This window comes from Streptomyces sp. NPDC048825 (assembly GCF_043198355.1).
Taxonomy (GTDB): domain Bacteria; phylum Actinomycetota; class Actinomycetes; order Streptomycetales; family Streptomycetaceae; genus Streptomyces; species Streptomyces xiangluensis.
This window is the reverse complement of sequence record NZ_JBICUR010000027.1, coordinates 69,117-92,503: the sequence shown is the minus strand read 5'-3', so window position 1 is coordinate 92,503 and position 23,387 is coordinate 69,117. Positions and strand designations below refer to the sequence as shown.

Here is a 23,387-nt window from a genome sequence, read left to right as displayed (position 1 = left end):
CGGCGCGGCGACGGGCATCGCCGGGGACCGGCACGCGAGCGGACAGTGTGAGGAAGGACGTCGGCACGACGGTGAGGACGCGGCGGCGGACGGTCCGGCGGCGTCAGGCCGGGATCGTCGGGCTGTCATCCGCGGGACGGCGGGCCGGTTTCCAGCCCGGCCGGGGAACGGAGTCGCGCAGGAGACGGGTGTAGGGGTGCTCCGGGTGGTCCAGGACCTCCTCGGCACGCCCGTGCTCCACCACGCGCCCGGACCTCATGACCAGCACGTCGTCGGCGATCTGCCGCACGACCGCAAGGTCGTGGGTGACGAACAGGTAGCTGACGTTCGTCTGCTCCTGGACGTCCGCCAGCAGGTTGAGGACCTGCGCCTGGACGAGCACGTCGAGCGCGGCGACGGCCTCGTCCAGGACGATCGCGCGCGGGTTCGTGGCGAGCGCGCGGGCGATGCACACGCGCTGTCGCTGGCCGCCCGACAGTTCACGGGGCAGGGCGTCGAGCAGGGTGGGAGTCAGCCGCACCAGGTCGAACAGCTCGGCCGTCCGGGCTCTGCTGTCCTGGTGGCTGAGGCCGAAGTGGAGCCGCAGGACCTCGTCGACGGCGGCGCCCACGCTCTGACGGGGATCGAGAGAGCGGTACGGGTTCTGGAAGACCATCTGGATCACCCGGGCGTGGGCTCGCCGGTCGCGTGCCCGCATCCGCCGCGGCTGCGCCCTGCCGAAGAACTCGACGGACCCGCTCGTCGGTGCCTCCACCCCCATGATCATCTTGGCCAGGGTGGTCTTGCCGGACCCCGACTCACCGACGACGGCGAGCGTCGAACCGGACAACAGGGCGAAGGAGACCCCGTCCACCGCGACGACCGGCTGTCCGCCGTTCAGGAGACCACGGGGCTGGAAGGTCTTGCGGAGATCCCGGACCCGTACGACCGGAGTGGTCGCGTCCGCCGGGTCGGCGACTGATCCCTGTGATCCCTGTGATTCCTGACTGATCACTGGGCAGCCCAGCCTTCCTCGAACGCGCCGGCCGGGACCGCCGTCAGCCGGTGGTGGCGGCGCGTGATGTCCGGGCGGCAGGCGAGCAACGCTTCGGTGTACGGGTGTGAGATCTTGCCGCCGTGCAGTTGCGCCGGCGTCAGCTCCTCGACGATCCGGCCGTTGTACATCACCAGGATTCGGTCGCAGAGGGCCCCGACGAGCTCGATGTCATGGGTGATGAAGACCAGCGCCGTGTCGCGTTCGCGCCGCAGATCGGTGATCAGGGCGACGACCTCGGCCTGCGTCGTGACGTCGAGTGCTGTCGTGGGCTCGTCCGCGAGCAGCAGGCGCGGACCGCGCAGGAGAGCCGCGGCGATCATCACGCGCTGCAGCATGCCGCCGGAGAGTTCGTGCGGGAAACAGCCGAGGATTCGCGCCGGATCCTTGATGCGCACCTGGTCGAGCAGTTCCAGGGCGTGGGCGGTCGCGTTCCGCCGTTGCTTCCGGCCGTCCTTCCGGTAGGTCTCGGTGAGGAAGTCGCCGATGCGGTGGACCGGGTTGACCGCCGCGTGCGGATCCTGGAACACCATGCCGACGTGGTCGCGGCGCAGTCGCATCAGCTCGCGAGGCGACATCGCGGGGACGGACTGTCCGTCGAACCGTATGTCGCCGTCGATCCTCGCGCCCGGCGGGTGCAGTGCGGCGACCGCCCGGATCGTCAGGGTCTTGCCCGAGCCCGACTCACCGACGATGCCGACTGCTTCCCCGGCGCCCACGGTGAAAGAGACGCCGTGCAGGAGTTCCTGTTCCTGAGGATCCCGGCCGCCGATGGTCAGGCGGAGGTCGTCCACTTCGAGCAGCGGCGTCATCGGCGGCCTCCGTCGCGGCGTTCGGACAGGAGGTCACCGAGGCTGAGGAAGCACACGACGGCCAGGACGAGGACGATACCGGCGTAGAGGGATTCCTGGGGGAAGCCGCGGACGATGCTGCCCTGCCCCGTGTTGATCATCTGGCCCCAGTCGGCGGTGGGGTCCTGCACACCGAGACCGAGGAACGATATGCCCGCCAACTCGACCATCGCGTAGCCGAAGGACATGGTCACCTGCGCGACGATCACCGGCCACAGATTGGGCAGGACGTGACGGACACACAGCCTGACCGATCCGAATCCCTGGGTGTACAGGGCTTGTACGTACGGCTCGTTCACCTCACGCAGCGCGGTGGAGCGGACCAGTCGTCCGATGGCCGGGACGAAGGCGATGGAGACCGCGAGCGCGGCCGAGAACAGACCCGGGGACGTGACCGTGACGAACAGCAGCGCCAGCAGCATCGAAGGGAAGGAGAACACCAGGTCGAAGAGCCGGCCGATCAGGGAGTCGACCCATCCCCGGTTCCAGGCGGCGAGGATACCGAGGGCCGTTCCCAGGGACGTGGCGACCAGGACGACCACGAGCGGGCCGAGCAGTGTGGTCCGTGAGCCGAACACCAGGCGCGAGAACAGGTCACGGCCGGTTGCGTCGGTGCCGAGCCAGTGCTCCGACGACGAGGGCTGCAGGACTGAGAGGACGTCTCCCGTGTTCGGATCCTGGGGGGCGATCAGCGGTGCGCACACGGCGAGAAGAACCAGCAGCACGGCGAACGCGCCGGAGCACCGGATCGCCGTCGTCGCGCCGCGGCCGGAGCCGCGCAGGAGCCGCGGCCGGGCCGGCACGAGCGCGCTCACCGGGTTCCGCCCTTGCGCGTGCGCGGGTCGATGACGCCGTACAGGAGATCGACGACGGCGTTCACCACGAGGAACGCGGTGATGACCAGGATGCTTGTGCTCTGCACGACGGCGTAGTCCTTCCGAGTGATGGCCTGGACCAGTAGGGAGCCCACCCCGTCGAGACCGAAGGCGTTCTCGACGATCACCGTCCCGGCGATGAGGCCGGCGGCGACGATGCCGGCGATGGTCGTGATCGGCAGCAGCGCGTTGCGTATGACGTGCCGGCGCAGCACGGTACGCGGGTCGAGTCCTCGCGCGAGGGCGGTGGTCACGTGGTCCCGGTGTTCCTCGTCCTTGACGGCGGCCCGGGTCACCCGGGCGATCGCGGCGCTGCTCGACAGCGCGAGCGTGACGGCGGGCAGGGTCAGGTGGTGAAGGCGTCCGAGCAGGCCGTCCCCGCTGCCGAAGACGGGGAACCAGTCGAGGTAGAGCGAGAAGACCGTGATGAGGACGATCGCGATCACGTAGGTCGGTGTGGCCAGGGCCACGGACAACAGGACGGAGATTCCGGTGTCGACCGTCCGGCCCGCGCGGGCCGAGACAAGCCCCACCGCGAATCCGAGGACGAGGACCAGGAGGCCTCCATAGGCCACCAGCAGGGCGGTGGTGGGGATCCGTGCGGCGATCAGCGACGAGACGTCCTCCCGGAAGACGAACGAGGTGCCGAGGTCGCCGTGCAGGAGTCCGGTGAGCCAGTGCCCGTACTGGTCGAGGAGCGGCTGGTCGAAGTGGTACTGCGCGTTCAGGCGCCGGACCGCGTCCGCGTCTCCGGCTTTGCCGCCGAGCATGATCTCGACCGGGTTCCCCGGTGCGAGTTGCAGTGCCACGAAGATCAGGAAACTCGCCGCGAGGAGCGTGAGTGCCATCTGGGCGAGGTAGCCCGCCACTGCCACGAGCACCCCGGTCCACTGCCTGCCGGCGGAGCGCGGCAGGCTGTGTTCGACGATCGCCAAGACTCCTCCTCTCCGTTGACCCGTGAACGGTTGCTGCACCATAGGCGTTTTCCAGACATCGGACCGATGCGAAGACTGCGGATTCTGCGGCGTGGAAAGCGGCGTCGCCGCGCACCGGCGGCACCCCCGAGCGTCACTCGCGCCGGTACACACACCGGCCGCCGAGCCAGGTGCTGAGGACCACCGTCTCCGCGATCTCGTGCCGTGGGCCCAGGAACGGGTCACGGTCGAGGAGCACCAGGTCAGCCAGGTACCCCGGCTCGAGCCGGCCGGTCTGCCGCTCGCGGCTGTTGAGGTGGGCCACCCCGTGGGTGTAGGCGTCCCACGCCACGACCAGGGGGAGGCGCTGCCGCGGGATGAACGGCTCGGTGTCGGACGGCTCGTGCTCGGCCGTGCGGTTGACGGCGACATGCATGCCTTCCAGGGGACTGGCGCTGCTGACCGGCCAGTCGCTGCCGCCCGCCAGCATGGCCCCGGCGTGGTGCAGGTCCAGGAACGGGTACTGGCGGTCCACGAGGGACGGGTCCAGGAACGGAATGGTCAGCTCCGTCATCTGCGGGTCGTAACGGGCCCAGAGTGGCTGGATGTTGGCGACCGCCCCGAGCCGGGCGAAACGCGGCACGTCCTCGGGCCGCACGATCTGCAGATGGGCCACGTGGTGGCGGATGCCCGAGCTGCCGTTGACCCGCCGCGCGTGGGCCACCGCGTCCAGGGCGTCCGTCACCGCCTGGTCTCCGATCGCGTGGAAGTGCGCCTGGAAGCCGTGGGCGTCCACGGTCGCGACGACGTCCCCCAGCACGCCACGGTCGATGAAGCTGAGTCCGCGGTTGCCGGTCTCATGCCCGCAGCGATCCCGGTACGGCCGGCTCAGCGAGGCGGTGAAGTTCTCCGCGACCCCGTCAAGCATGATCTTGACCGCGTCGGCCCGGAAGAGGTCGTCATGGCCTCGGCCGTCATCGCCCCGGTCGTCGTGGCCCCGCGCACGTTCCCGGCGGGCGACGAGGTCGGCGATCTGGTCGGCGCCGCGGTCGCGGTCCCACCACAGGGCACCGGTGACCCGCGCCTTCAGCGCGCCGTCGGCCAGCGCGTCCACGTAGACGTCCATCGCGTCGAGGCCGGGGCCCATCACGCGCAGGAGGGCGTCCTGCCATTGTGTGATCCCCTGTGCCAGGCAGTGCTCCTGGCCGCGCAGCAGCCCCTGGCGGAGGTCGTGGCGTGTAGGTGGTGGCGCCACCTTCGTCACCAGGTGTGCCGCGCCTTCGTGCAGCGTTCCCGCGGGGCTGCCGTCCGGGTCCCTCTCGATGCGGCCGTCCCGCGGATCGGCCGTGGCCGCGTCGATGCCGGCGATTTCGAGCGCGCGGGAGTTGGCCCAGGCGCCGTGGTGGTCACGGTTGCGCAGGAACACGGGTCGGTCGGGCACGAGGCGGTCGAGGAGACCTTTGTGCGGGGTGCCCCCGGGGAAGTGCCCCATGGACCACCCGCCGCCGAGGATCCAGGCCTCGTCCGGGTGGTCCGCGGCATAGGCCGCGATGGCCTCCAGGCACTCCTCGGCGGACGTGCAGTGGTCCAGGTGGCACTGCCCGAGCTCCATTCCTCCCACGATCGGGTGCAGATGCGCGTCGCCGAAGGCCGGGCTGATGAGGCCGCCGCCGACGTCGACGATCTCGGCGGCCGGGCCCGCCGCGTCGGCGACGTCGCTGTCGGGCCCGACGGCGACGATTCGCCCGTCCCGTACGGCCACGCCACCGGGCCGGGTGCCGACTCCGGTGACGTAGCGGCGGCCGTTGACGAAGGCGATGCTCATGGGCTCTCCTCGGGCCGGCAGCGGGTGCCTGGTCGTGCGTTCATGCGGGTGACCCGCCGAGCGGCGGCGGGGTGAAGCCGCCGACGCTCTCGGAGGTCAGGCGGGCCGCGGCGATGGCGCTGCGGTCGTGACACGGGGCGGCGACGACCTGCATACCGACCGGTAGCCCGTGCCGGTCGAGCCCGACGGGCGTCGAGACGGCCGGAAGGCCGAGCACTCCCACCGCGCCGCACCAGCGTGTCAGTGCGGGGCGCCACGGATGGCGTTCGCCATTCAGCTCGAAGCGCCTGGCCCAGACCGGCTCGCTGTGGTCGTGCGGGAGAGCGGTCGTCATGACCGTGGGGGTGACGACGACGTCGTAGTCGTCGAACAACTCCCGCCACCCCTGAAGCAGCACCAGGCGCCGTCGGTGCAGGGACAGCCATTCCCGGTGTGTGAGGCCCAGCGCGCGGTGGTGCAGCTCGGCCATGGGCGACTCCGTGCGCAGCTGCCGCATTCCGCGGCGCAGCTCCTCGAAGCCCGCGTCGCCGGCGCCACCACCGACGTCCGCCATGAAGAGCAGCTCGAAAAGCTCCCCGAGTTGATCGAGGCCGCCCGGCGGCAGTACGCCGTACGTGACCTGGGCACCGTCGCCCTCAAGGGCGCGACAGGCCGTGTGCAGCACCTCGAGTGTCGCCGGGTCGACTCCTGTCACGGGGTCGTCGAACCAGGCGAGCACGCGCAGTTCCCGGTGTGCCGTGAACGGCGCCTTCGGCAGGTACGGTCTGAGCCCGCCGCGATCGTCCCGGGGTGTGGTGAGCACGGTCAGGGCGAGGTCCAGATCATCGGCGCCCCGGGCCAGCGGACCGCATACGGCGACGTCCGGCACGGTCAGGTCCGCGCCTTCGGCGTCGTCCGGATGCGGAACAGCACCTTGCATCGGCACGACGCCCCAGGTGGGCTTCAGGCCGTGGACGCCGCACCAGCCGGCCGGGATGCGGACGGAGCCGCCCATGTCGCTGCCGAGGTCGAGCGCCGTCATCCCGGCCGCCACCGCTGCGGCCGAGCCGCCCGACGAGCCGCCGGAGGTGCGCTCGCGGTCCCAGGGGTTACGGGTGGTGCCGTGCAGGGCGTTGTAGGCCTGCCCGTCGGCGGCGAACTCGGGCAGGTTCGAGCGGCCGAAGACGAGGGCGCCCGCGCTCCGCAACCTGGCGACCGTCTCGGCGTCATCCTCGGGTATGAAGTCCCTCAGGCTCTCGGATCCGTAGGTCGACGGGACGCCCCGGACCTTCTGGTCGTGCTTGACGGTGATCGGCAAACCGTGCAGAGGGCCCGTCGGGCCGCCCGCGCGGCGGGTCTCGTCGGCCAGACGGGCCTCGGTCAGTGCCCGGTCCGCGTCGAGGGTCACGATCGCGTTGACCCAGGGATGGGCCGCGATCCGGTCCAGGTACGCCCGGACCAGTTCGACGCTGGAGAACTCACCGCGTCGCAGGCCTGCAAGGGTCTGTGTCGCGGTCGCGAACTCGATCGGTCCCGTGTCCATGGATGGCGTCGCCTGCCTAATGATGGTCTCCGGGGGTGTCCCCGTGTCGGATGTCTCGGAACGGTATGCCTCAGAAACGGACGTGCCTGCGACGGATGTCTCAGAACGGACATATCGGAGTGGATGTCTCAGAACGGATAGGGGGCGATGTCGGCCCGGGCGGTGAGCCACTGCGTCTCCGTGAACGCCTCGATGTTGGCGGCCGCACCACCGAACCGGGCACCGGTCCCCGAGGCCGCGACGCCTCCGAAGGGCACATGGGCCTCGTCCGCGACCGTCTGCTCGTTGATGTGGACGATTCCGCTGGGTACCGCGTCCGCCACCCGCATCGCCGCCCCGATCTCGCCGAGGATCCCCAGCGACAGTCCGTACTCCGTCGCGGCGGCGGCGACGACGGCCTCGTCGACGTCGGAGAAGGAACGCACCGGGGCCACCGGACCGAAGATCTCCTCCGACCAGGCGCGGTGGCCGTCCTGGACGTCCGCCAGCACGGTCGGGCGGTAGAACAGGTCCTCGTACTGGCCGCCGGTGAGCAGTTCGGCCCCGGCGCAGACGCTGTCCTGCACCACTTCGTGCACGCGGGCCCGCTGTTCCGCGTCGATGAGGGGGCCGAGGGCCACCTCGGCCGTGTGGGGATCTCCCACCGGCAGCCGCGACGCCTTGTCGGCGAGCAGCGCGAGGTACTGCTCGTACAACGACTCGTGGACGAGGTGCCGCCCCGTGGTCATGCAGATCTGTCCCTGGTGCAGGAACGAGCCGAACGCTCCCGCCGAGGCCGCACGCTCCACGTCCGCACCCGGGAGCACGATGAGCGCGTTGTTCCCGCCCAGTTCGAGATGGGTCCTCTTGAGGTGCTGGGCGCTCAGCGCACCCACGCGCCGCCCGGCCGCGGTGGATCCGGTGAAGGAGACCACACGTACCGGCGCGGCGGTCACCGCCGCCTCACCGACATCCGCGCCGCCCGGGAGGACCTGGAGCACACCCGCCGGGAGGCCCGCCTCCTCGAAGATCCGCGCCAGGACCACACCGCCGCAGACGGCGGTACGGGGATCGGGCTTGAGCAGCACCGCGTTGCCCAGCGCGAGGGCGGGTGCGACCGAGCGGATCGAGAGGACGAGGGGGAAGTTGAAGGGGGAGATCACGGACACGACGCCCGCGGGCCGACGACGGGCGAGGCTCCACCGGCCGGACGCGGACGCCAGCACCTCGCCTGCGGGATGCGTGGGCAGCGCCGCCGCCTCGTAGCACTCCTGCGCTGCCGTATGCACTTCGAGGTCGGCCTTGAGACGTACCGAGCCGGCTTCGCGGACCAGCCACTCGGCCACCTCGGCGGCGTGTACGGTCCACAGGTCTCCGGCCCGGCGCAGGAGTGCGGCCCGCTCTTCGGGCGGCGTCGCCGCCCAGTCCCGCTGTGCCGCCGCAGCGATGACGGCGCCACGGTGCACGTCCTCCGGTGCGGCGAGACCTACGGTGCCGAGACTCTGTCCCGTGGCGGGCTCGATGACGGCGGCCTTGCCTCCCCGGCCCTCGCACCAGGTGTCCAGTCGAATGCGCGTGGACCACTGGCCGTCGTTGAGTAGTGATGCCATGCATGCTCCTTGTAGGGGATACCGCCCCTGGGGAGCGGTTGGACCGGGCTAGTGCCGCGACAGGCATCCTGTGCCGGTGGCCGGACGGTTGCGGTGGGCGTGCCCGGTAAGTTCTGCCCGGCAGAAATCCGTGCCTCGCCCGGCACCGGGCACCGCCTCACCACCGTTGACTGACGCCGGTCCCATACGTCGATCGCTTCGGAGGCAGCGGTGCGCAGTACGGCAGGTACGACATGGACGGCTCAGGTCGTCAGCGCCGGCCGGAAGTACGAGGCCGAGACCGCCCCGGTCGCCAACCCGGCGCGGACCGGCGAGATCGTCGGGACGTACGCACTGGCCGGCCCGCGGATCGTGAAGGACGTCGTGCACAACGCCCTGGCCGCAGCGGCCACCTGGGGCTCCTTGAGCGGAGCGGAGCGCGGACGGCTCCTGCACGCCGCCGCCGACGCGCTGGAGCAGAACACGGCGTCCCGGGCCGAGTTGCTCACCCGCGAGCAGGGCAAGGTGCTGTGGGAGTCGCAGCTCGACGTCGGCGGGGCACCCAGGTTGCTGCGCTACTACGCCGACATCGCACCGGCCGTGGACGAGGAGACCGTCGTGCGGGACGAACGCGGCACCACGGTGATCCGGCGCCTGCCCATGGGCCCCACGGTGGTGATCGTCCCCTGGAACTACCCCGTCTACCTGTGCATGATGGCGCTGGCCCCGGCGCTGGCGGCCGGCAATCCGGTGATCGTCAAACCGTCCGAGTTCGCCCCGCTCGCGCTGACCGAGACCCTGGCGATGCTCGCCTCGACGCTCCCGGACGGCGTCGTGAACGTGGTGCCCGGCCTGGGCAGCGAGGCCGGAGCCGCCCTGGTCTCCCACCCCGGAGTCCGCAAGGTCCTGTTCACCGGCGGTACCGAGACCGGTCGGGCCGTGCTGCGCGGTGCCGCCGAGAACATCACGAGCGTGAGTCTCGAACTCGGCGGCAACGACCCCGCGATCGTCCTCGGTACCGCCGGACTCGACGACCGGCTGATACGGGAGATCCGCCGCTCGGTGTACACGTGCACGGGCCAGGTCTGCTTCAACATCAAACGGCTGTACGTCCAGCGCGGTGTGTACGACGAGTTCGTCGACAAATTCCGGCAGGCCGTCGACGAGATCGTCGTCGGCGACGGTCTCGACCCGGCCAGCACGATCGGGCCGCTGAACAACGAGCGGCAGTTCGCATCGGTGACGGCTCTCCTGGAGTCCACCCGCAGGGCCGGCGCCCGGGTCGACATACTCGGACGCCCCCTGGATGACGCCGACTGGGACAACGGCTACTTCATGCTCCCGAGCGTCGTCACCGGCATCCCTCACGACTCGGCCCTCGTCTCCCGCGAGCAGTTCGGGCCGACCGTGCCGGTCGTCCCGTTCGACGACGTCGAGGACGCGGTGCGGATGGCCAACGACACCGAGTACGGCCTCGCGGCCTCGGTGTGGAGCGAGGACGCCGAGCACGCCCTGGCCGTGGGCCGCCGTATCGCTGCGGGTTCGGTGTTCGTCAACTCCCACCGCGTCGGCAGCTCGGACATGACGATGCCCTTCGGCGGGATGAAGCGCAGTGGCCTGGGACGCAACCATGGGATGTGGGCGATCGACGAGTGCAGTGAGCTGCAGGCGCTGAGTCACCGGCCCGACACGTCGGCCTTTCCCGGGCCCCTGATCCAGTAAGGCCCCCGTACCGGACCGGAACGCGTCCGGCCGTCACCCATCGGCGAACCTGGCCACCCGGGCGGTCACCTATCGCCGGGATAACCCGGAGAGACCAGCAGAGACCAGCAGAGACCAGCAGAGACCAGCAGAGACCAGGAGAGACACATGTCCCACACCGACCCGCACCAGCAGCCCGGCAGCGCCGCCCTGGAAGCCCTGGCCCGCCGGAACACCCTCCTGGAGAGCCGGATCCAGCGGCTGGAGGACATCGAGGAGATCAAGAACCTGCACCGGCGCTACATCCGCAAGCTCGCGGACCGGGACTGGGAGGGCATGGCCGACTTCTTCACCGAGGACGCAGTCACGGACATCCGGTGGCACGGGCGCACCGAGGGAAAGAAGCAACTGGTCGAGGAGGTCTTCGACGAGCTGCACAGCCTGGTGAAGAGCGCGGACGGCTACGTCCTGTCGTCACCGGTGATCGAGCTCGCCGCGGGCGCGGACCGGGCGTACGGCGAGTGGACCTGGCACCGTCACATCTGCGAGTTCCGCACCACGGGCGGTCTGATGCGCGTGTGGGGCCCCTGGCTGGAGGGCAGGTACAAGTGCCACTACGAGCGGGTGGACGGCCAGTGGAAGTTCAAGGACATGTGGTTCCGTGTCGTGCTGCCGGACGCGGACCCGGACCACGACGAGATGCAGGAACGCATCGCCGCGAGTGGAACGGAGCCGCACCGGACCGGCGCCGGCCTCATCCGGCGTGACCAGGGGTGAAGCCCGAGACCGGAGGCGACGTAGCCTTGGGCAGCGGCGCGAACAGCGCGGAGGTGATCATGACCGCCCACTATGTGAGTGTCGGGGGGCAGCCAGGGCCGGACGGCGGTGAACTGCCTGCCTACCACATAGCGTCGGTGGGGCGCGCGCTCACTCTGCTCACCGCGTTCATCGAGCGCCCCCAGCTGACCGTGTCGGAGGCGGCCGACCTCCTGGGCGTGGCCCCCTCGACCGCCCACCGGTTGCTGCAGATGCTGCTCCACCACCGCTTCGTCGAGCAGGGCGAGCGGCGGGTCTACGTGCGGGGGCCCGCCCTGGTGTCGCTGACCGAGGCCGCCGAGCGAGCGCCCGACGTCGAGTCCGTCGCGCTGCCCCACCTGCAGCGCATCAGGGACGAGCTGCGGGGCACCGCTCATCTGCTGGGGCTGGAAGGCAACGGCGCGCGTTTCGTGACGGGGGTCGAGTGGCGTGACGAGAACCGGATCGCGACTTCACGCGTGGGCTGGCTGTTGCCCGCGCACACCCTCGCCGGCGGCAAGGCCATGCTCGCGAAGCTGAGCCGTGCCCAGATCGAGTCACTCTTCCCGGACGGTCTGCCCGTCACCCGCTACGCACGGGTCCGGACGCTGGCGCAGCTCCAGGCCGAGCTGGCGGACGTCCGATCGCGGGGATACGCCCGCAGCCGGGAAGCCCACGAGAACGTCACCGCCATCGGCGTCGCGCTGCATCTGCCGCCGGGCACAAGACCCATGGCCCTGTCGGTCGCCTGGTCCGACACACGGTTCTCCAACAGGCAGGAGCACCACGTCGTGGATGCCCTGCAGGCAGCCGTCCACAAGATCTCTCTTGAGCTCGCCCAGTGGGGCAGCGGGTACGGGCAGGGAGACCCGTCCGGCCTACGGGGCTGAGCTTCGGCAGCCCTCTTTTCGGCACTGTCAGAAGCGCCCGGCGCAGCGGCAGAAGTCCTCGACCGCGTCGGCGACGTCCTCGGGCAGGTAACAGCCCTGGTCGGCCAGCCGCCACGCCCGCTCGCTCGCCAGCTGCCGCAGCCGTTGCGGGCTGGTATAGCGCCGTGTCAGTTCCGCGGGTTCGAAGGGCTCGCGGTGCCAGGTCCTGATGGTCATCGGCCCGTCGGGCGCGCGCAAGGATCGGGCGACGGGCAGGTCGACCTCGAGATGGCGCATGCCGCCCAGGGCAAGCCCGTCCGCATCGCTCAGTACGTACGTTCCGCCGTAGTCGAGGCCGTCGGCATCGAGCCGACTGCCGGGCCGGGCCATGACGGCGATGGGATCGATCCGGGGCGCCGCCACGCCGTCCGCCCAGCGCAGCAGGTTCTCCACGGCGGCCGGGAGAAGGTATTTGGAGGCCCCGTGACGGAGCGGTGGCGCCGCCTCGATGCCCTCGGGTACCTCGACGCCCCCGGGCGCGTCGGCACCACCGGACGGGTCGGTGCCTCCGTGCCCGTGCGCGCGAGCCTGTGCGTGATCGGAGGAACGGACCGAGTCGTCGAGCAGTCCGGACTCGTGGCCGCGCCCCGGCAGCTGGTAGCAGCGGTAGAGGTCGCCGGGGACGTCACTGTCGGGGCGCTGATGCCACAGGTGATGGAGCGCCTCGTCCTCGCTCATCAGCTCCATGACCGGTACACGAGAACCGCGTACGGTCCTGCGGGCGTCGTCCATCGGCAGCTGTACGAGTTGCCCTCCCACCGGCCGCAGATCGGCGTCGAAGGCCATCTCGCCGTGCCGGTCCACGTTGACGTAGCCCATCGGCCCGAAGCCACCGCTGGACACCCCGATGAGGAAGGCGTCCACGACGGTGCGGCCCGTCTCGCCGCAGTGCTGCTCGTGCAGCCCCTCGGACAGGTAGGTCCGCAGGAAGGATCCGGACTGCGACCAGCCGGTCGCCAGGATCCGGGCCGGCTCGCGCAGGCCGGGCAGCACGCCGCCACCGTGCGGCGACCGCAGCGTCGTCGCAACCGAGCCGAGCAGGTCCCACACGGCCCCGTCGTGCGGGAACGAGAGATCGCCGTACCGCTCCGGTGCCATGCGGCGCAGCGCCTCGGCCGTGACGTTCTTGCACGTCATGCCGACGTATGCGTCGCCGCTTCGGATCAGGTGGCCGGCCAGGTCCGGCCAGTACATCGGGAAGTCGTAGCCGGTCGACGGATTGAGCAGCTCGACGTGCACGCGGCCGCTGAAGGCCTCGTCGGTCACCGGCCGGACCACCAGCACCCGCGTCGTGCAGGAGACCGTGCCGGTCGTCGCCGGGGGCCGGGCCGCTCCGTCGGTGTACAGGCGGGCGACGCCGGAGACCGCGTACTCGAACACGTCGTATCCGTGGTCGCCGAGCCGGTTGTGCGGTTCGGCGGGCCAGCGCGCCGGGGACAGGAAGGCGGCGTCGCGGGCCCCGTCCAGCGCGACCGCCCGCAGCGTGCTCAGCGACATGGGTGTCACTCCTCCCGGCCGGTGTGGTGGCCGGCGATGTCCTCGCTGTGCAGCCAGGTGCCGTGCAGGCCGTTCCGCAGCCGCACGGGCAGCCGGACGGTGGCGAGAGGCTCGCCGTCCACGTTCTCGGCGTCCAGGATCAGCAGGTCCGACCGCATCTCCGCGTACCGGTTGACCAGGGCCATGATGTACCCCTCGCCCTCACCGGCGGCACCCCGGCGCGGGACGAACAGCGGTTCCTGCGTGGCGGACGTGTCGCCCACGTAGTGGGTGGTCGTCGTCCCGGTGGCGAGGTCCACCCTGCCGATCAGGTCGAACCGCATGCCGCTGGCGCTCGACGGCATCGTGGGGTCCGGAACACCGCTCTGCATGCTCATGTAGCCGTACCGGTACGGACGGATCGCGCGTCGCTCGTTGATGCGGGGGAACTCCCCCGGCACGTCCGACAGCCGTGTCTGGGTGAAGTCGTCGGTCGCGCGCCGCAGGTCGAGCGTCCAGCGGGAGATGTACGGTGTCGCGGCCTCGGGGTCGAACGGGGCTCCGTTGATCTCGGGGAAGAACGGGAAGACGACGCTGTCGCCGACCGACATGTCGATGTGGATGCGGCCGTCCTCCTCGAAGGCGTTCATGGTGTGCGAGGCGAAACGCGGATCCCCCACGAACCACCGCACGTCCGCGGCGGGATCCCGGCGCGGCAGCACGCCCAGGCAGACCGGCTTCGACGGGTCCCACGCGAAGTGAGGGAGGCCGTCCTTGAGCCGCTGGAGGTCGCTGACGAGCGGTACGACGGGGAACACCACGTGGTTCTCGGTGACCGCGAAGTCGTGGACCATGCTGCCGTAGGGCGCGGTCAGCCACCGCTCGAAGACGATCGTTCCCTCCGCGTCGGCCTCGTAGTACGCGATGTCCGGGGTCGTCTCCCCCTTGGCCGCGTAGCCGAAGAAGACCAGCGTGCCGGTGTCGGCGTCGACCTTCGGGTGCGCCGTCGCCGTGGCGCTCGTCAACGCGCCGTCGTAGTCCCAGGGACCGATGGTCCGAAGGGTCAGCGGGTCGATCTCGACGGGGTGGCTGTCCTCCTTCAACGCCAGCATGCGGCCCGCGTGCCAGAGGAGGTTGGTGTTCGCCGTACCGCGGCTGAGCCCGCGGACACTCGGATCGTCCGTGAAGGGATTCCGGTACGCCCCGAACAGCGCGCGCCCGGCCTCGCGCTCGGCCAGGAACTTCGGCGTGCGAACCCACCGGCACGTGAAGTCCACCCGGCCGTCCTCGAAGCGGAACATGCTGACCATGCCGTCGCCGTTGAGGAAGATGTCGTCACCGAGCAATGGGGGAAACTGCGGGTCGGGGCCGACGCGGTAGTAGGCGCCGTCGAGGTCGGCAGGAACCTCACCCTGCACCACCTCCAAGTCGCGGATGTCGGCTTCGAACCGCCCGGGGGCCTGGAAGCCACGGAACGTGGGCACGTCGGGGAATTTCATCGTCTCCGTCCTTCGGGTGACTGCGACCGCACCCTAGGCACGCCCCGGAGCGCCCCCGCCGGTCTTCCTCCGCCGTTCCGCAGGCCAGAAAGCCGCGCGCGGGGTGGCTGCGGGAACCCCGGGCCTGTGGCTGGATACGCGGCAGCACCGAAAGGGGCGCGGCGTTCGTTACCGGCGCCCTCACGAGCCGGACACCGCATGGCATGACGGTGCCCGGATCATCACCGACAGGAGAGAAGTGTCCAGTTCCTCGCCCTCGGCACCCTCACAGCCCTCGGACGACGGCCGCTACCTGCGGATCGCGACGGAGGAGGCGTACGCGCCCCAAGCGGTGATCGATGAGTACCGTCGGCTGCTCGACACCCAGGGAGGCGACGCCGGGTTCCGCAGCCTGTGGAGCTACTACCTGCTCAACCGGACGGCGCACACCGATCTCTTCCGCTCGCGCATCACCGACCTTGAGGATCGCCGGCTCTCCGACATGGCGGACCTGAGGATCGATCACCAGGTGCTCTCGCTCACCACCCCGGGCGTGGAACTGTTCGAGCTTCCGTTGGCGCGGGAACTCGCCGCCATGACCAATGAGTACATCGCGCAGGCATGCCGACGGTACCCGGCACACTTCAGTGGTCTCGCCGCCGTCGCCCTGCAGGATGTCGAGTTCTCCGTGAGAGAGCTCCGCCGAGCAGTCCAGGAACTCGGGCTGAGAGGCGTGATCGTCAACTCGCACACGCGGGGCGAGTACCTGGACGCGCCGAAGTTCGAGGAGTTCTGGGCGACGGCCGCGGAACTCGACGTGCCTGTGTATCTGCACCCCAACACGCCGAGCGACGGGCTGATCGGGCCGCTGCTGGACTCCGGACTCGACGGGGCGATCTTCGGCTTCGGAGTCGAGACCGGCATGCACCTGATCCGCATCATCTTCTCCGGGGTGTTCGACCGCCATCCGGGCCTCCGCCTGGTGGTGGGCCATCTCGGCGAGGCGCTGCCGTTCTGGGCGTTCCGGGTCGACCACTTCCACCACGTCCAGGACAAGACCGGACGTTACCCCTGGCGTCCGTCTCTGAAGCAGCCGCCGAGTCACTACCTGAAGACCAACATCTGGCTGACCACGAGCGGCATGGCCTGGGAACCGGCGATCATGTTCGCCCGCCAGGTGGTCGGAGCCGACCGGGTCCTCTACGCCATGGACTACCCGTTCCAGGCCGCATCCTCCGAGGTCGAGGTGCACGAGCGCCTGCCCATCGGGGACCACGAGAAGCAGATCCTTTTCGAGACGGCCGCCCGTAGCGTGTTCGGACTGCGGCCGGATCTGCGTCGTTCGTGATGAGCCCCGACCGGCTCGTCACCTTTGCGCATGGCGTAGGCGGCGCCGGCCGTCTTCGGTGATCGCGGCACGGTGGCGCTTGGCGTCCGCGCGGCGGGTGTGCCTGGCGGGGCGTCCGGTCCACGGTTGGCGTTCACCAGAGCTCGGAAGATCCACTCCACCGCAACAGGCGTGGTGCTGTCGCCGGATCGGGTGAGCTCATGCGGATGTCGTTGCAGCGCGGGTGCATAGGATCGCCGGCATGACACTGCGACCTGTCCTGGTGAACATAAAGGCGCTTGATGACTCGACGGTCGGCCGGTTCTGGGCGGAGGCGCTCGGCTGGCGTGTCACCAGCCAGGAACCCGGCGCGACCGCCGCTCAACCCGACGGCTTCGATTGGCTGGACCCGGTCACCGTCTGCGTCGACGTCATTGCGGTCCCGGAACCCAAGACGACAACAAAGAACCGTGTGCACCTCGATCTCGCCACCACCTCTGCGGCCCATCAGGCGGAGTTGGTCGCGCGCCTCAAGGCTCTCGGTGCGACGCCCGCCCACGTGGGCCAGGGCAAAGTGCCGTGGACGGTCCTCGCCGACCCGGAGGGCAACGAGTTCTGCGTGCTGGAGCCTCGGGAGATCTACCGGGACACCGGGCCGATCGCCGCGGTGGTGGTCGACTGCGCCGATCCGCGGGCCATGGCCCGGTTCTGGGACGAGGCGATGGACTGGACCCTGCACGAGGTGACCGACGATCACGCGGTGTGGCGCTCCGCCAAGGGTGTCGGCCCGTATCTCGAGTTCCTCCGCACGCCCGGCGTGAAGACCGTGCCGGACCGCGTCCATCTTGACCTGGTGCCGGACCCCGGTGACGACAAAGCAGCGGAGGTGGCCCGGCTGCGGGCCCTCGGCGCCACAGATCTGGACGTCGGCCAGGGCGACGTCCCGTGGACGTGCCTGGCCGACCCGGAGGGCCACGAGTTCTGCGTCCTCGCCCGGTCCTGACGCGGAACCTTGACGACACCCCGGCACCTGAGCCCTGTCTGCTCACCCGCCATGACCCCGGATGGGCTGCTCTCGGTCGATTCGGGCGGCGAGAGCTTCGGTTCCTGTCGTCTCAGTGCCTGTCGTCCACGGTGCCGGCCGGGCTCGGCTCACCCCTATACGTACCGAAGGACCACTTGTTGCCCTCGGGGTCGGCGATCGCGAAATCGCGGCTGCCGTACGGCTGGTCCTCGATCTCGCGGATGATCTTGGCTCCGGCTGCGCTCAGCCTCTCGTAGAGGTCGTCGACCCGGTCGGTGACGACGTAGGCGCCGAAGGTGCCCGGTTGCAGGGACCACGGCTTGCTGTCCGGGTTGTACGAGCCGAGCATGATGCCGCCGCCCTCGGGCCAGTCGAGCTGGGCGTGGGCCACGCGGTCGCCGTCCTCGTACACGGCGGTGCGCAGGAAGCCGACGGTGTCGACGAGGAAGTCGATCAGGCCCGGCGCGTCATGGGCTTGGAGCGTCGGCCAGACGCCGGGGGCACGTTGCTGGGTTGCTGTGGTGTTGGTGTTCATGCCTCTCACTGTTCGCCGCCCTGGTGGCCGCCCGCTTGGATATTCCGGCACTCTTCGGCGAGCCAGGCGGTGGGGCTGACGTCGGTGTACTGGCGGAAGTCCCGCACCAGGTGGGAGTGGTCGTAGTAGCCGCAGTCGGCCGCGATCTGCGCGAGGTTCGGCGAGGCTCCCGCGGTGAGCTCACGGACCACGGTGCTCTTGGCGTGCTCGAAGCGCATCAGCCGGGCGGCCTGCTTGGGGCTCAGGCCCGTCTCGGCCCGGAAGAGGGTGGTGAGCCGGCGGGGACTGAGCGCCACGTGCTCGGCGAGCCCGTTCAGGGTGCCGGCCCCGCGATGCCGGGCCAGCCAGGCCCAGGCCTCACCCACCTCGGGCCTCACCCGTCCGGCTCGGTCAGCCTGGGCCGCACGCCCTCGCAGATACGAGGCGAGCAGGGAGAACCGCGCCTCCCATTCCGTCTGCTCCTGCAGCCGCTCATGAATCTCCGCCACGCGACGGCCCAGCACATCCGTCCCCGATGCGACGATCTGGTCCGCGAGCTCACCGGCCGGCAGCCCCAGCAGCCTGCGCGCCGCCAGCGGATGCAGGGCCAGCTGGATGCCTGCCTCGTGCTCCGGCTGGATCACGTACGCCGGGCGCTGGTGCAACCCGCCCATCACGATGTCGGTGCGTACCGCATCGGCGCCGCGCGCCTGCTCGGGAGTGAGTCCGCTGGTCACGGGCCCGTCCAGCGAGAAGATCAAGGTCAGATACGGCGAGGGCAGCCCCCTGTGCAGGGCCGGAGTCACCCCACGGGTGCGGTAACCCACCGCGGACACGACCATGCCCGCAAGCCCGGTCGTTCCCCGCACGAACTCCCGCAACGCCTCACCGTCCCGCACCGACGCATGCGCCATACGGCCAGTATGCGACGTCCCGGCCGGGCCGCTTGCCCGGCTTCTCTCAGAGGTGGTGGCGGACTCCTTCACGAAGACGACGGGCACGAGCCCACACCCCCGTACGTTCGGACGGTGCGCCCACCGCCGTTGCCGGGGATTCTGGACCCATGACCATCGATGTGACGGCACAGCGGGTCCTCGCACTGCCTCCCGATCGCGTGGCCGGATACGCGACGGACTGGCGCCACGACGCCGAGTGGACCCGGGGCATCCGCACGGCGGAGCTGACCCGGGAGGCAGACGGGGGCGGGTTCGGTGTGGGCGCCGAGGTCACCCGTACCGCCCGTTTCCTGGGGCGGCGTATCGACTATGTCCTGCGGGTGGCCGCCCACGAGCCCGGCCGGCTGCTGGACATGGTCTCGGTGGCCGGTCCGTTCCCCATGCACGTCACCTACGCCTTCGAGCCCCACCCACGCGGAACCCTCGCCCGCATCCGCGTCCGGGGCGGCGAAGGCGGCTTCTACCGGCTGGCCGCACCGCTCCTGGCCCGCCAGGTTCGCTCTTCGATCACCAAGGACCTGCGTAGCCTCGAACACCGGCTCACCGAAAGGGAATGAGGGCCTTCCATGGCGTACGACGAAGGACTGGCCGAGCGGATTCATGAGCACCTGGGTGCGGATCCGGGCATCACGGAGAAGCGCATGTTCGGCGGCATCTCCTTCCTGTACCGCGGCAATATGGCCGTGGCCCTCCGCGGCGGCGACCTGATGGTCCGGGTCGGACCGGATGCCACCGAAGCGGCCCTCGCCCGACCGGGAGCGCAGGTCTGCGAGATGGGCGGCCGCCCGATGCGCGGCTGGATCCTGGTCGCCGCCTCCGCGCTCGCGGAGGACGAAGCGCTCAGTGCCTGGATCGACGAGGGGTACGCATTCGCGGCGGGCCTGCCGCCCAAGTGAAGCCGGACCCTGAGGCGGACTCAGACCTGCCGAGCGGGCGGGAATCACCGCTGCCCGCCCGCTGTTGCCTGCCAGAGCAGGCACCGCAGGAAGCCCCAAGGAGGCCGATCGTGCACGGCGACTCAGCAACGGTCCGCAAGATCCTCACCGAGCTCGGCGACACCTGGGCGGTCGTCGGGCTGTCGACGAACGAGCACCGGGCGGCCTACGGAGTCGCCAAGGTCCTCCAGCGCTACGGCAAGCGGGTCGTCCCGGTGCATCCGAAGGCCGAGACGGTGCACGGGGAGAAGGGGTACGCGTCGCTGTCGGACATCCCCTTCGACGTGGACGTCGTCGATGTGTTCGTCAACAGCGACCTGGCCGGTCCCGTCGCCGGCGAAGCCGCCGCCATCGGCGCGAAGGCCGTCTGGTTCCAGCTGGGCGTCATCGACGAGGCGGCGTACGAACGGACGCGTGCGGCGGGACTCGACATGGTCATGGACCGCTGCCCGGCCATCGAGATTCCGAAGCTCGGCTGAGTCCCGCGACCGCCGGCCACCCGTCCTCAGCGGTTCCTGCGCGACGTCACCGTGAACTGCGCCCCGTCGGGATCCCGGAGCACGGCCTCCGTCGGGGGCACCTCCGTGTGCGAGGTGCCGACCCGGACGACGGTGCCGCCGTGGGCGCGCGCGGCGGCGACGCAGGCCTCGACGTCGGGGACCGCGAAGTGGATCTGCCAGTGCGGCCGGATGGTGGGATCGGGCGCCGCCTCCACGGCGCCGGAGTGTATCCGGGCCACGATCTCGCTCTCGCTGCGCAGGACGACTTCGTCCGCCTCATAGTGGACCTCGCAGCAGCCTGGCCGTGCGGAGGCCCACTCGAGGACCTCGCCGTAGAACATGGCGGCGTCGAAGGCGTCGCGGGTGTGCAGTCGTACGAAGGCCGGGGCGGCCCGGCGCCAGGATTCCCAGCCCGAGATGAGCCGGCCCTCCCAGATGCCGAAGACCGCTCCGTCGCGGTCCGCGAGGAGAGCGGCCCGGCCCGGCGGGAACGCGATCGGGCCGACCGCAGTCGTCCCGCCGCGTTCCTGCCCCCGGGCCACGGCGTCGTCGGCGCTGGACACGGCGAAGTAGGGGGTCCAGGCGACCGCCATCTGCCACATGGAGGCCACGGCCGCGATGCCCGCGACCGGCACATCGTTGGCGTACGCGATCCGGAACCGGTCTCCCAGCGGGACCGAGCGGAACTTCCAGCCGAACACCGCGTGGTAGTAGTCCTCCGCGGCGGCTTCGTCGCGTGCCGTCAGGCTGACCCAGCATGGGGCGCCGAACACCGACTGACTGGAGATGACATCGTCTTGAACTGTGGTGTCACGGTTCATGGCAGTACCGTCCTGGCTTCCTGACCGGTGTGCTCAGCCGCCGGTGCCGAATCGCTCCCAGACGCGGTGCTCGCCCAGCAGCCGGGTGACCTGCTCCAGGGCGCTCGTGCCGCTGTTCGCGGTCACGACTCCCGCCGCACCGGCCGGGACGCCCGCGGCATCGAGGGCGGTTTCGGCACCCGCCCAGCCGCCGATGGCCTTCCCGTGCCGGTAGGCCTCCGACAGCATCAGAAGCACCCGCGGATCCGTGGTTGCTTCCCTACCAGCATCCCCCGCCTTGGCGTCCCGCGCTCCGTAGGCGTCGCTCCCGGGTCCCGGAGCGCCCGCCAGCAGGACGGCGTCGTACTCCACCGACCGGGCCGTGGCGAAGGTGCGCTGCACCTGGACAGGCTCGCCCTCCGCGTCGAGTTTGCCGCCGGCCGGGGCGATCACCAGCGGGACCATGCCCGCGTCCAGGACCGCCCGGCGCACGGTGCGTACGCCGTCGAGGTCGCCGCGCTCGTCGGTGACGATGCCGATGACGCGCCCGTCCAGCGGCCAGGTGTGACCCAGCTGTGAGAGGGCGGGGCTGGGGTCGACGGCTGTGAGGGGAACGGTGGCCTCGGGTGCGGGCAGGCCGAGACCGGTGGCGACCTGCTCGCACAGTTCGGGGTCGATGTTGGCGAGCACCTGGAGCCCTCGCTCCTTGACGGCCTGCTCGTAGCACTTGCCCAGCTCGAAGGTGTACGCCGCGATGACGTGCTCGCGCTCCACCGGGGACATGCTGCGCCAGAAGAGCCGGGGCTGGCTGAAGTGGTCCGAGAAGGAGGCCGGGGCCTCGCGCTGCTTCCTGGCCGTGGGCACCTCCACTGGCGTCTCGATGTACGCGCCGGTGTCGGCGCCCGCGAGGAACGGGCAGCCTCCGTCGAGGGAGTTGGGCCGGTAGGGCGCCGCTCCGGTGTGGACGGCCGTCTGGTGCATGCCGTCCCGGTGCATGTCGTTGACGGGGGCGTGGGTGCGGTTGACGGGGAGCTGCGCGAAGTTCGGCCCGCCCAGGCGGGAGATCTGGGTGTCCAGGTAGGAGAAGAGCCGGCCGGCCAGCAGCGGGTCGTCGGTGATGTCGATGCCGGGCACGAGGTGGCCGGGGTGGAAGGCCACCTGCTCGGTCTCGGCGAAGAAGTTCGACGGGTTGGCGTTCAGCGTCAGCAGGCCCACGGGCTGCACGGGCGCCAGTTCCTCCGGGACGATCTTCGTCGGGTCGAGCAGGTCGATGCCCTCGAAGCTCTGCTCGGCGTTGTCCGGGAAGGTCTGGATGCCCAGCTCCCACTGCGGGTAGGCGCCCGCCTCGATGGCGTCGGCGAGGTCGCGCCGGTGGAAGTCCGGGTCGATGCCGTTGATGAGCTGCGCCTCCTCCCACACCAGGGAGTGCACGCCGAGCTTCGGCTTCCAGTGGAACTTCACCAGCGTGGTGGCGCCCTCGGCGTTGACCAGCCGGAAGGTGTGGACGCCGAAGCCCTCCATCGTGCGGAACGAGCGCGGGATGGCCCGGTCGGACATGTTCCACAGCGTGTGGTGGGTGGCCTCGGTGTGCAGCGTGACGAAGTCCCAGAACGTGTCGTGGGCGCTCTGTGCCTGGGGGATCTCCCGGTCGGGGTGCGGCTTTCCGGCGTGGATGATGTCCGGGAACTTGACCGCGTCCTGGATGAAGAAGACCGGGATGTTGTTCCCGACCAGATCGAAGGTGCCCTCGCCGGTGTAGAACTTCGTCGCGAAGCCCCGCGTGTCACGCACCGTGTCCGAGGAGCCGCGCGAGCCGAGCACCGTGGAGAACCGTACGAACACCGGTGTCTCGGCCTCGCCGGTCAGGAAGGCCGCCTTGGTGACCTTCGCGGCGGTGCCATAGCTCCGGAAGACGCCGTGCGCGGCGGCACCGCGCGCGTGCACGACCCGCTCGGGGATGCGCTCGTGGTCGAAGTGGGTGATCTTCTCCCGCAGATGGTGGTCCTGCAGCAGAACCGGCCCACGCTCACCGGCCTTCAGCGAGTGGTCGGTGTCGTAGAGCCTGGCTCCCTGGGCCGTCGTCAGGTACGCGTCACCCTGGGCGTTGGTGGACTGGTCTGCGCCCGTGGGACGGCCCGTGGGGCTGACCGTCTCAGGTGCGGCCTGGTCAGGTTTGGGCGGGAGGGGTGCGTGGGGTTCGGTCGGTTCGGCGACCGACGGCGTCTGCGCCGCAGGCTTGCCGGGGACGCCGTCCGTCGGACCGTCCTCGCGCAGTACGTCGGCGGCCTTCTGCGCTGCGGCCTTCAGGGGGTTCTTCTCGGTCATCGCACTTCCAACTGTCGGGGAGTGGTCTGCGCCGCCTGG

At 70.4% G+C, this 23,387-nt stretch carries 21 protein-coding genes; 8 read left to right on the top strand and 13 right to left on the bottom strand.

What is annotated here, in order from left to right; genetic code table 11:
• Positions 1–103 precede the first annotated feature (103 nt).
• From ACGFNK_RS42300 to ACGFNK_RS42270, 7 genes are all read right to left on the bottom strand, one after another.
• A complete protein-coding gene (locus tag ACGFNK_RS42300) occupies positions 104–994 on the bottom strand; it encodes an ABC transporter ATP-binding protein (RefSeq protein ID WP_393425643.1) in 891 nt (296 codons plus the stop codon).
• Positions 991–1,845, bottom strand: coding sequence for an ABC transporter ATP-binding protein (locus tag ACGFNK_RS42295; protein WP_393425640.1), 855 nt, complete (start codon positions 1,843–1,845; stop codon positions 991–993). Before ACGFNK_RS42295 ends, ACGFNK_RS42300 begins: the two co-directional genes overlap by 4 nt.
• A complete protein-coding gene (locus ACGFNK_RS42290; protein WP_393425637.1) occupies positions 1,842–2,699 on the bottom strand; it encodes an ABC transporter permease in 858 nt (285 codons plus the stop codon). Before ACGFNK_RS42290 ends, ACGFNK_RS42295 begins: the two co-directional genes overlap by 4 nt.
• On the bottom strand, positions 2,696–3,694 hold the full coding sequence (locus tag ACGFNK_RS42285; RefSeq protein ID WP_393425634.1) for an ABC transporter permease: 999 nt from the start codon (positions 3,692–3,694) through the stop codon (positions 2,696–2,698). The genes ACGFNK_RS42290 and ACGFNK_RS42285 overlap by 4 nt, the downstream gene beginning before the upstream one ends.
• A gap of 133 nt (positions 3,695–3,827) precedes the next feature.
• Positions 3,828–5,498, bottom strand: coding sequence for an amidohydrolase (locus tag ACGFNK_RS42280; protein ID WP_393425631.1), 1,671 nt, complete (start codon positions 5,496–5,498; stop codon positions 3,828–3,830).
• Between the two features lie 40 nt (positions 5,499–5,538).
• Positions 5,539–7,020: an amidase family protein gene (locus ACGFNK_RS42275; RefSeq protein WP_393425628.1), complete on the bottom strand. Its 1,482-nt coding sequence runs from the start codon at positions 7,018–7,020 to the stop codon at positions 5,539–5,541.
• A gap of 128 nt (positions 7,021–7,148) precedes the next feature.
• Positions 7,149–8,609, bottom strand: a complete 1,461-nt coding sequence (locus tag ACGFNK_RS42270) for a benzaldehyde dehydrogenase (protein ID WP_393425625.1) — start codon at positions 8,607–8,609, stop codon at positions 7,149–7,151.
• A 210-nt stretch (positions 8,610–8,819) separates the two neighbouring features.
• Between ACGFNK_RS42270 and ACGFNK_RS42265 the strand changes: the two genes are divergently transcribed.
• The 3 genes from ACGFNK_RS42265 to ACGFNK_RS42255 all read left to right on the top strand — a co-directional run bounded on the left by ACGFNK_RS42265 (position 8,820) and on the right by ACGFNK_RS42255 (position 11,974).
• Positions 8,820–10,310 carry an aldehyde dehydrogenase family protein gene (locus ACGFNK_RS42265; RefSeq protein ID WP_393425622.1) on the top strand — a complete coding sequence of 497 codons (1,491 nt, stop codon included), beginning with the start codon at positions 8,820–8,822 and terminating at the stop codon, positions 10,308–10,310.
• Positions 10,311–10,457: 147 nt separating this feature from the next.
• Positions 10,458–11,066: a nuclear transport factor 2 family protein gene (locus tag ACGFNK_RS42260; protein ID WP_393425619.1), complete on the top strand. Its 609-nt coding sequence runs from the start codon at positions 10,458–10,460 to the stop codon at positions 11,064–11,066.
• Between the two features lie 59 nt (positions 11,067–11,125).
• Positions 11,126–11,974, top strand: coding sequence for an IclR family transcriptional regulator (locus tag ACGFNK_RS42255; RefSeq protein ID WP_393425616.1), 849 nt, complete (start codon positions 11,126–11,128; stop codon positions 11,972–11,974).
• Positions 11,975–12,001: 27 nt separating this feature from the next.
• Here the strand turns inward: ACGFNK_RS42255 and ACGFNK_RS42250 are convergent, their stop codons facing one another.
• Together ACGFNK_RS42250 and ACGFNK_RS42245 are read right to left on the bottom strand one after the other, a co-directional pair.
• Complete coding sequence (locus tag ACGFNK_RS42250) at positions 12,002–13,510, bottom strand: alpha/beta hydrolase domain-containing protein (RefSeq protein WP_393425613.1); 1,509 nt, start codon at positions 13,508–13,510, stop codon at positions 12,002–12,004.
• Positions 13,511–13,515: 5 nt separating this feature from the next.
• Positions 13,516–14,988, bottom strand: coding sequence for a carotenoid oxygenase family protein (locus tag ACGFNK_RS42245; protein WP_393425610.1), 1,473 nt, complete (start codon positions 14,986–14,988; stop codon positions 13,516–13,518).
• Positions 14,989–15,226: 238 nt separating this feature from the next.
• Between ACGFNK_RS42245 and ACGFNK_RS42240 the strand changes: the two genes are divergently transcribed.
• Together ACGFNK_RS42240 and ACGFNK_RS42235 are read left to right on the top strand one after the other, a co-directional pair.
• A complete protein-coding gene (locus tag ACGFNK_RS42240) occupies positions 15,227–16,315 on the top strand; it encodes an amidohydrolase family protein (RefSeq protein ID WP_393425607.1) in 1,089 nt (362 codons plus the stop codon).
• A gap of 241 nt (positions 16,316–16,556) precedes the next feature.
• Positions 16,557–17,297, top strand: a complete 741-nt coding sequence (locus ACGFNK_RS42235) for a VOC family protein (RefSeq protein WP_393425604.1) — start codon at positions 16,557–16,559, stop codon at positions 17,295–17,297.
• Positions 17,298–17,409: 112 nt separating this feature from the next.
• Here ACGFNK_RS42235 and ACGFNK_RS42230 read toward each other — a convergent pair whose 3' ends face one another.
• Both ACGFNK_RS42230 and ACGFNK_RS42225 read right to left on the bottom strand, forming a co-directional pair.
• Positions 17,410–17,853, bottom strand: a complete 444-nt coding sequence (locus tag ACGFNK_RS42230; protein ID WP_386343443.1) for a VOC family protein — start codon at positions 17,851–17,853, stop codon at positions 17,410–17,412.
• A 5-nt stretch (positions 17,854–17,858) separates the two neighbouring features.
• Entirely contained in the window at positions 17,859–18,746 is an 888-nt protein-coding gene (locus ACGFNK_RS42225; protein ID WP_393425600.1) for a helix-turn-helix domain-containing protein, read from the bottom strand.
• A 149-nt stretch (positions 18,747–18,895) separates the two neighbouring features.
• Here ACGFNK_RS42225 and ACGFNK_RS42220 point away from each other — a divergent pair, with 149 nt between their 5' ends.
• The 3 genes from ACGFNK_RS42220 to ACGFNK_RS42210 all read left to right on the top strand — a co-directional run bounded on the left by ACGFNK_RS42220 (position 18,896) and on the right by ACGFNK_RS42210 (position 20,202).
• Positions 18,896–19,345 carry an SRPBCC family protein gene (locus ACGFNK_RS42220; RefSeq protein ID WP_393425597.1) on the top strand — a complete coding sequence of 150 codons (450 nt, stop codon included), beginning with the start codon at positions 18,896–18,898 and terminating at the stop codon, positions 19,343–19,345.
• A gap of 9 nt (positions 19,346–19,354) precedes the next feature.
• A complete protein-coding gene (locus tag ACGFNK_RS42215) occupies positions 19,355–19,684 on the top strand; it encodes a TfoX/Sxy family protein (protein ID WP_393425594.1) in 330 nt (109 codons plus the stop codon).
• Between the two features lie 110 nt (positions 19,685–19,794).
• The gene (locus ACGFNK_RS42210) at positions 19,795–20,202 is read left to right on the top strand and encodes a CoA-binding protein (RefSeq protein WP_393425591.1); all 408 of its coding nucleotides are present in this window, start codon (positions 19,795–19,797) and stop codon (positions 20,200–20,202) included.
• Positions 20,203–20,228: 26 nt separating this feature from the next.
• On the opposite strand, the gene ACGFNK_RS42205 is transcribed toward ACGFNK_RS42210, so the two are convergent.
• Entirely contained in the window at positions 20,229–21,044 is an 816-nt protein-coding gene (locus ACGFNK_RS42205; protein ID WP_393425589.1) for a VOC family protein, read from the bottom strand.
• Positions 21,045–21,077: 33 nt separating this feature from the next.
• Positions 21,078–23,348 (bottom strand): catalase, encoded by a 2,271-nt coding sequence (locus ACGFNK_RS42200; protein ID WP_393425586.1) that lies wholly within the window; start codon positions 23,346–23,348, stop codon positions 21,078–21,080.
• Positions 23,349–23,387: the final 39 nt, after the last annotated feature.